This is a genomic window from Subtercola boreus (assembly GCF_003399635.1).
In the GTDB taxonomy this organism is placed as follows: Bacteria; Actinomycetota; Actinomycetes; order Actinomycetales; family Microbacteriaceae; genus Subtercola; species Subtercola boreus_B.
Window position 1 is genome coordinate 18,562 of the sequence record NZ_NBXB01000007.1, and the last position, 8,621, is coordinate 27,182.

Consider the following 8,621-nt stretch of genomic DNA (forward strand, 5'->3'; position numbering starts at 1 on the left):
AGGCTGTGCGGGCGGTTCGGGCGGGCGAGCTCGATGCGGATGATGCCGCGGAGAGCCTGATCGCCCGGATGACCGAAGGGGAGGTTCTCGGTCTCCTCGACGGAGACTCCCCGCGGTGGTTGCTGCCTTTCATTCCGCTTCTGCTGGGTCGGCGCCCCTTCGTGGCAGGGGCGGTCCCCAGGCTCGGTATCCCCGGCATCCGGTTCAGCGACGGTGGCCGGGGCGTCGTGATCGGGGCGTGCACCGCTTTTCCTGTGACGATGGCGCGGGCTGCAACCTGGAATCCCGCACTGGAGGAACGGGTTGGCGTCGCGATCGGTCTGGAAACCAGGGCGCGGGGAGCGAACTACTCTGCGTCGGTCTGCGTCAACCTGCTCCGTCACCCCGCGTGGGGGCGGGCGCAGGAGTGCTACGGGGAGGATCCTGTGCTCACAGGCCGGATGGGGTCTGCCCTGACCCGGGGCGTGCGGGTCAACGTGATGGCCTGTGTGAAGCATTTCGCTCTCAACTCGATGGAGAACGAACGCTTCGAAGTCGATGTGACAGTCGACGAGCATGCCCTGCACGAGGTGTATCTGCCGCATTTCAAGGCCGTTGTCGACGCCGGAGCCGACTCCGTGCTGAGTGCGTACAACCGGGTGCGGGGCGAATACATGGACGTCAACCGCGCCCTGCTGACCGATGTGTTGCGGAACGAATGGGGCTTCACCGGGTTCGTGACGAGTGACTGGGTCTTCGGCACCCACGACGCGATCCTCAGCCTGCAGGCGGGAATGGATGTGGAGATGCCACTCCGACTGCTTCGCGCCCGCGACCTGCCGGCGGCCGTTCGAAGCGGCCAGGTGGCTGAGTCGACACTCCTGCTGTCCACGCGGCGCATCCTTCGAACCAGCGTGATGCACGCCGCCAATCGAGAGCAGGCGAGCCCAGGCACCGCCGTCATCGCGTCGCCGACGCACCGTGCTCTTGCCCGACAGGTTGCCGCCGAATCGATCGTGCTGTTGAAGAACGACGCCACTGACACCGCACCGCTCCTGCCGTTGGCCCCCGCCACCCGTCACCTCGCCGTGATCGGGCGACTCGCAACGCGGGCGAACCTCGGCGATCACGGTTCGTCACGGGTTCGTCCACCGTCAACGGTGTCGCCGCTTCAGGGGCTTCGTGAGGCACTCCCGCTGGTGCGGATGACAACGTCATCGGGGCGCAACCTGCGAGCAGCCGCCACGATGGCAGCCGAAGCAGAGACAGCGATCGTCGTCGTTGGACTGGACCAGCACGACGAGGGGGAGTCGGTCGTCACCGGAGGCGTCGACGTGGGCGTGCTCGGACGATCCGTCGGATGGGCTCTTCTCCGCAAACCGCTCGTCGGCCTCGCCCACATCGTGTCGCACTTCGTTCGAGGTGGCGACCGCCGTTCGCTGGAACTGCGCCCCTCCGATGCGCGCCTTATCCGCAAAGTGGCTGCCGCCAACCCTCACACCATCGTCGTGCTCATTGGCGGAAGCGCGATCCTGACGGAAGGCTGGCGAAACAGCGTACCGGCGATCCTCCTGGCCTGGTACGGCGGGATGGAGGGGGGTCATGCGCTGGCCAGTGTGCTGACCGGTGCCGCGGAGCCCGGCGGACGGCTGCCCTTCGCGCTACCGACGAACGCTGCACATCTGCCGCCGTTCGACAGCTCCGCGAAATCGGTCGTGTACGACGACAAATGGGGCCAACGCCTGCTGGACACCGATGGACACACCGCCGCGTTCCCGTTCGGGTTCGGCCTGAGCTACACCACGATGGAACACGCACTCCTCCATCACCGGTTCGACGACGCAGACCGAAGCGCTCACGTGCGGGTGACGAATACGGGCTCTCGCCAGGGCTCGACCGTCGTACAGATCTACGCCGCAGACGTGTCTGTAAAGAGGCCGGTGGCGCAGCTGCTGGGTTTTACGAAAGTGGCGCTCCAGCCCGGCGCCGAGACGACCGTGCGAGTCACGCTCGATGCAGGCCCGACACTGCAGCGAGACCCGGCGACACACCGGTGGTCGTCCCGCGCGGGCGATTGGGCTCTGCTCGCCGCCCAGCACAGTCCCGCCAGCTGGGCAAATGCCGTCCCACTGCGACGCGTCGAGGGAAGTCACGCGGGGACGATCTGACCCGGTCCCGAGAGTCGTTCAATACGGACGGGAAGCAGGTCGTCGCCCCGGAGCACGGCGCGAATCAACCGCCGCTCTTCTCTCTGGGGCGACGCTGGTGATGCGTTGTGTCGCAGCACCAGGCCATCGTTGGAAGCCCCGTATCGTTTCTGCAGGCCACCCAGCTCCTCGGTTTGCACGAGCGCGATCGTACTGCCCGCTGTCTCGTCGATCAGGCGAACCAGCGATGAGGGACCTGTCACGTCCGACGCGATCACGCGCCGCTCGCTCGAGGCAAGGATGCTCTTCTGCGCCGCACGGCTCACGACCAACGGACGAGACGCTCCGCCCAGAAGGCTAGCCAGAACATCTGCGGCGGCATCCGGGCGACCGGTTCTCTTCGCGGCTGCCTGCATACGCTGCAGGCGTCCCGGCTCGCGGAGCACCTCATCGATCTTCCAACCGATCGTCGCGGCCGTGTTACAGCGGACAGCTGCACCCTGCTCCATCAAGTAGTCGCCGTTTCGGATCTCCTGACCCGGGATGGGGTCGACCAGCACCATGGGAAGCCCGGCCGCCATGCACTCCGACGCCGACAGCCCACCGGGCTTGCCCACGAACAGGTCTGCTCGGCGCATCAAGAGCGGCATTTCGGGCGTGAAGCCCAGCACACGGTAACGGTCCCCGGCCGGCGCCACCAGCTGCTCGATACGCTGCCGGAGGGCGACATTGCGTCCACACACGACCGTAGCCGTGAACGGGGTACGCATATGAAGCGTCTGCCGAACGACCGCCACGGCGTCATCGCTGCCGGATGCGCCCGCTGAGATCAGCAGCATCGGCGGCTCATCACTCTCACGTCTCGGTTCGGCATTCAACTGCGCGGCGATCGGGATGCCGGCGGCTGCGATCCGATCAGCGGGCAGACCGAACGCGGCCAGCTCCACCCTCGCCTCTTCCCGGGCGACAAAGAGCGCGTGGAACGCGCCCGTGAGCCACAGGCCCTGAAAGTCATAGTCGGTCGAGACAACGGCGGTCTTGGCGTCTATCACGCCATGAAGCAGCAGCGACGCTACGAGCTGGGCCGGTAGGAAGTGCGTGCACACGATCGCGGTGGGCCGGAATTGCTTGATTGCACCGATAACCGGGAGGGCGTTCACCCGTGTCCAGGGGTCGATCGGGCCGCGTCGACGGTAGGGCGGATCGCTGGCGTCGTAGCCCCACTCGACCAGCCAGGGCACGTTCTCGACCAGAACGAAGTAGCCCTTTCCCAGCACGTCGCGGTAGAGAGCACTGCTCGTTTGCAGTACGTCCAGCACCTGCACATCGGCGACATCAGCGCGCACGTCGCACGCCTCGCGCAGGGCCGCCGCAGCACTGTTGTGCCCAGATCCCACCCCGGCGGACAGGATGAGTACACGTTCCCCTCCACCGGTCTGCCGTCCTTGTGCGGGCTGGCTCACTTCCGCACCAGAACGCGGCCCGCCTCGCGGACGGCGAGAAAGACGAGCGCAGCACCCAGCACGAAGGCCCAATCGAGCATGCCGAGGGGCGCCGTGCCAAAGAGGGCCGCCACGACAGGCACGTAGACGATGACCACCATGATGGCCACCGCCGCAGCGATCGCCAGCCAGTAGGTGCGGTTGGTGAACTGGTAGCGGGTGAAGAAGCCGTGAACGCTCCGCCGCTGGGTGATGCTCACCAGCTGACAGACCATGATCGTCACGTAGGTGATCGTCATGGCCTGTGCAAGCACAGCCAGCGGAACGACGTCGACGAACGGGTCAACGGAGCTGCGCGAGTACAACAGCAGGTAGTTCGCGAAAGCCAGCACGCCCATCACGCCGCCGGCGATAACGATGTCGACCAGTGAACAACGGTTCAGGATTCGCGCTGCTGGGTCACGCGGTGCATCCCTCATCGTCTCACCCTCCTCCGGATCACGCCCGAGCGCTGCGATCGGGAAGATCTCGCCGAGCAGATCGATCGCCAGAATCTGCAACACATTCAGTGCGAGCGGAACCCCGAACATTGACGCCAGACCGAGGCTCACGGAGTTCACTGTGAACTCCGCGATGTTCGAGGTCAGGCAGCTCAGCACGCCCTTACGGATGTTCTGGTAGATCGTGCGGCCGAGGCGCACGGCGCCGACGAGGCTCGCGAAGCTGTCGTCGAGCAGCACGATCTCCGCCGACTGTTTGGCGACATCGGTTCCGGATGCTCCCATCGCGACCCCGATATTGGCGTGCCTGAGCGCGGGGGCATCGTTGATACCGTCTCCCGTGACCGCAACGACCCGGCCGGATGCCTTCAACAGGTCGACGATGCGCACCTTGTCTTCGGGGGCGACCCGGCTGAAAACGGTTCCGCCAGCACCGGCGCGAGCCAGAACGTCGGCATCGGTCATCGTGGCGAGCTGTGCGCCCGTGACGACCACAAGTTCGCCGCCGGGGCTGCCTTCCGGTGCGACGAGTCCGGCCTGGCGTGCGATGGCAAGTGCGGTCAGCGAGAAGTCCCCGGTGACGATGTCGACCTTGACTCCCGCAGCGAGCACCGTCGCCATGGCAGCCGGAACTTCCGCCCGAATCGGATCGATCATCGAGACCAGGCCCAACAGTGTGAGATTGTGCTCGACGATCCCGAGATCCCCGGTCGCGGCATCTGCTTCGCTGACCGTGCGCGTGGCGAACGCGAGATTCCGCAACGCGCGGGAGGCCTTGCCGGTGTGCAGGGCAAGCAGTGCGTTCGTGTCGGCGGCGGTGATCGGTCGCACCCCGGATCCCGTGTCGATGTGACTGCAACGCTCCAGGATGCTCTCGGGTGCTCCCTTCGAGAACGCCGTGACCACGCCGTGCTCGTCGCGACGCAGCGACGTCATCAGCTTGCGCGTCGAATCGAACGGCAGTTCGCCGACCTCGACGTACAGCTTCTGCAGAGCATCCAGATCGATGCCGATCTTCCGCGCCGCAACCAGGAGGGAGCCTTCAGTCGGGTCTCCGAGGATGCGCCAGGTCGGGGCATCCTTCGCTGGCGGCGCGAGCCGTGCATTGCTCGCCAGCACGCCCACCTGGAGAAAGGCGCGAACCCGCGACTCGTTGTCGCCCGGCGAGGGAACGAGCTGGCCGGTCGGGTCGTAGCCAATGCCGGTGAGGGAGTAGCTCGAGTTGCCGACGACGATCTCGGTGACCGTCATCTCGTTCTTCGTAAGTGTGCCGGTCTTGTCGGTGCAGATCACGTGGGTCGCGCCGAGCGTCTCGACAGCACTCAGTTTTCTCACGAGCACGTTCTGGCGCGCGAGCGTCGCTGCTGCCGCGGCGAGGGCTGTGTTCACCTCGGCAGGCAGACCCTGAGGGATGAGTGCGCAGGCGAACCCGACCGCGAACAACAGAGCGACAGTGATCGACATATCGGACTGGATGACGACCGCGAGCACCACCACGGTGAGGAACCCGACCCCGAGCGTCACCCAGCGGGCGATCTTCGCCATCTCGAACTGAAGAGGACTCGGTGTGACCGGCGCGGAGTCGCTGAGTCGTGCGATGCGTCCGAGCTCGGTCGCCATGCCCGTCGCAGAGACCACGCCAAGCGCAACCCCGGTGGCCACCGTCGTCGCCGCGTAGGCCATGTTGTGCCGCTCGGCGACCGGTACCTCATGGGCGATGTCGTCCGCAGACTTGCGGGTCGGGTCGCTCTCGCCGGTGAGCGCGAACTCGTTCGTCGAGAACGCGGTGGCCTCGACGAGCCGCGCGTCTGCGGGGACCGTCGAGCCTTCGGTGAGTCGCACAATGTCGCCCGCCACCAGGTCTCTCGACGCGACCTGGGCGGGAATTCCTGAGCGGATGACCTCACTCGTCGGGGCGACGAGGCGCCCGAGCGCTTCCATGGTCTTTTCGGCGCGGGACTCCTGGACGAACCCAATCAGAGTGTTAATGCCGACGAGAATAAGCAGAACGACAGTCGTCCCGACGTCACCGAGGACACCCGTCACGACCGCGCTGGCAAGAAGCAGCAGGATCATCCAGTCCTTGAACTGGCGCAGGTACCGGCGTAGCGCTGATTCTTTCGTGAGTGACACGATGACATTTTTGCCATACCGTGCGCGGTGGGCGGCCACCTGCGGGTCGGTCAGCCCGTTCAGGGTCGAGTCGAAATCATCGAGTACCGTCTGCGCACTCTCGAGGTAGGAAAGTTCGGGGATAGCCACCACCCAAAGCTAGGCGGGGCGAAGACTCCTGCGGCAGGGGCTAAGGTCCTAATCTTAACTCTCGAAAGGTCCTTGGCCGCCGCGTCGAGCGCCGTCTCTACATCACGGCCGGTGCGGTTTACGAGGGTGTGCAGGTCACCTTATCGCCGGCAGGCACATCATCGGCGATGCTGACCCCGCGGGTGAGGAAGTCCCAGACGAGTCCGATTCGTCGGGTTCACACGGCTGCGATGTGCAAGTTCCTCGGCGTACCCGTCACGGGCATCCGCACGTGGAACATGGACCGGATTACCCCACCACTGCTTTGCGAGACGGCTCGGGTCGAAGACCACCGCCGGGGAGGGCCTTGGTGTAGCCGGCTTCTTGGATATTCGTGGCCGACCTGCCAACGGATAATCGGCTTGCTCGTTCGTAGGCGCGTCATGATCTTGGTCGGCTGAGGACGTATGGCCCTGTCTCTTGTCCTCGTAGCAGAGGAACATGGGCTGTAGGAAGGGCGGTGAGGTCGATCAGAACGCTAGGACTGACCGCTGCAGAGGTGCAAAACCGGCGGGACCGGGGGCTTGTGAACACGATGCCGGATGACACCGGCCGCTCCTTGGCTCGCATTTTGCGGGCGAACTTGTTCACCCTCTTCAACGGGATCGTGGGAGCAAGTTTTCTTCTTCTCCTCCTCCTCGGGGCCTGGCAAGATGCATTGTTTGGTTTCTTCGTGGTGACTAACACTCTCATCGGGGTAGTTCAGGAGTTCCGCGCGAAGCGGACTCTAGCGCGCTTCGCGGTTCTGAACGCGTCGAGAGCACTCGTTCGAAGGGACGGCGCGGACGTCGAGTGCGCGGTCGAAGATGTCGTCCTCGACGACCTTCTGGTGCTGCGTCCGGGCGGCCAGATCGTCGCGGATGCAGAGCTCGTGGACGGCAGCGAGTTAGAGGTGGATGAATCACTACTAACAGGGGAAGCCAACCCGGTCAGCGCAAGGGTCGGTCGCGCACTTCTGAGCGGCTCGACGGTAGTCGCCGGTGGCGGACTTGCACGAGTCAATCGTGTTGGGACTGATTCATATTCCGCGAAGATCACCCTCGAGGCTCGAGAATTCTCCCTTGTGCGCAGTGAGCTACGGGAGTCCATTGCTCGGATCATCCGTTGGATATCCCTCGGGCTGATTCCCGTCGGTGCGATCGTCGTCAACGGGCAGATGCAGGCGGCAGGTGGCTGGGCTGCTGCGCTGTCCAGCGGTGCATGGCGTGATGCGGCGGTGGCAGCCGTGGCGAGCATCATCGCGATGGTGCCGCAGGGCCTGGTGTTCATGACCTCTCTCGCGCTCACGATCGGGGCTGTCAGGTTGGCGCGCCGACGAGTGCTTGTGCAGGAACTCTCGGCGGTGGAGGGCCTTGCCCGCGTTGATATGTTGTGCGTGGACAAAACCGGCACCCTCACCGAAGGGACGCTTACCCTCGACGAGCTGAAGCCGGTCGAGCATCCCGCGCCGGGCTGGCAACAGGCGCTTGCCTGGTTCGCGACCGAGCCGGGCGCGAACACGACCACTCAAGCAATGGCGGCTGCCGTCGGGCCTCCCATCCGCGACTACCTGCCTGATGCCACGGTGCCGTTCTCGAGTCGTTACAAATGGAGCGCGGCATATTTCCGTGAGGGAGAATCGCCGGGGACGTGGGTCTTGGGCGGCGCCGACGTGGTGCTGGGTACGACAGTGGCGGGCGCCGCCGAGATGCAGCGGCAGGTCACCCGACTCGCCAGTGCCGGGCGACGCACGGTGGTCCTAGCGCATTCGCCGTACCCGCTGACATCGACGGTCCCCACAGTGGCGCCGGCCCTCCCGAAGGGGTTAGAGCCCGTCGCGGTGGTGGTGCTGCGGGAGCGGGTGCGCGCCGACGCTGCAGAGACGATCGGCTACTTCGGTTCTCAGGGTGTTCAGGTGTGTGTCATTTCGGGGGATGATCCGCTCACGGTCGGCGCCGTCGCGCACGAGATCGGACTCCCGGCTGGGCTCGTCGCGGTAGACGCACGCTCACTTCCCACCGACCCTGTCGCTCTCGCCGAGGTGCTCCGTACGGAGCGTGTGTTCGGTCGGGTCACGCCTCAGCAGAAGAAGGCAATGGTGCTGGCGTTGCAATCGCTGGGATACACGGTCGCGATGACGGGAGACGGGAAAAGAACTTCTACTCCGTCCCTTACTCGCTGATCGGGCAGGCCGTGGACCTGCGTGTCACCGCGCAGCTGGTCGAGGTGTACCGCAATCATGAGCGGCTCACCAGCCACCTTCTGTTCGGTGA

At 65.3% G+C, this 8,621-nt stretch carries 5 protein-coding genes and 1 pseudogene; 3 read left to right on the forward strand and 3 right to left on the reverse strand.

Features of this window, described 5'->3' with window-relative positions:
- The first annotated feature begins 5 nt into the window (after positions 1 to 5).
- Positions 6 to 2,147: a beta-glucosidase family protein gene (locus B7R22_RS02100; protein WP_253258834.1), complete on the forward strand. Its 2,142-nt coding sequence runs from the start codon at positions 6 to 8 to the stop codon at positions 2,145 to 2,147.
- Here B7R22_RS02100 and B7R22_RS02105 read toward each other — a convergent pair.
- The 3 genes and pseudogenes from B7R22_RS02105 to B7R22_RS20400 all read right to left on the reverse strand — a co-directional run.
- The gene (locus B7R22_RS02105; RefSeq protein ID WP_253258835.1) at positions 2,129 to 3,589 is read right to left on the reverse strand and encodes an MGDG synthase family glycosyltransferase; all 1,461 of its coding nucleotides are present in this window, start codon (positions 3,587 to 3,589) and stop codon (positions 2,129 to 2,131) included. The two genes, B7R22_RS02100 and B7R22_RS02105, sit on opposite strands and share 19 nt — an antisense overlap.
- Positions 3,586 to 6,144 carry a cation-translocating P-type ATPase gene (locus B7R22_RS02110; RefSeq protein WP_437184127.1) on the reverse strand — a complete coding sequence of 853 codons (2,559 nt, stop codon included), beginning with the start codon at positions 6,142 to 6,144 and terminating at the stop codon, positions 3,586 to 3,588. The genes B7R22_RS02105 and B7R22_RS02110 overlap by 4 nt, the downstream gene beginning before the upstream one ends.
- Positions 6,124 to 6,333 (reverse strand): annotated as a pseudogene (locus tag B7R22_RS20400) (cation-transporting P-type ATPase); the annotation flags it as partial. The gene B7R22_RS02110 and the pseudogene B7R22_RS20400, both read right to left, overlap by 21 nt.
- A 571-nt stretch (positions 6,334 to 6,904) precedes the next feature.
- Between B7R22_RS20400 and B7R22_RS02115 the strand changes: the two are divergent.
- Positions 6,905 to 8,530 carry an HAD-IC family P-type ATPase gene (locus B7R22_RS02115; protein WP_147305270.1) on the forward strand — a complete coding sequence of 542 codons (1,626 nt, stop codon included), beginning with the start codon at positions 6,905 to 6,907 and terminating at the stop codon, positions 8,528 to 8,530.
- A gap of 11 nt (positions 8,531 to 8,541) precedes the next feature.
- Positions 8,542 to 8,621, forward strand: an 80-nt coding sequence (locus B7R22_RS20405) for a hypothetical protein (protein WP_437184128.1), incomplete at its 3' end; no start/stop codon positions are given.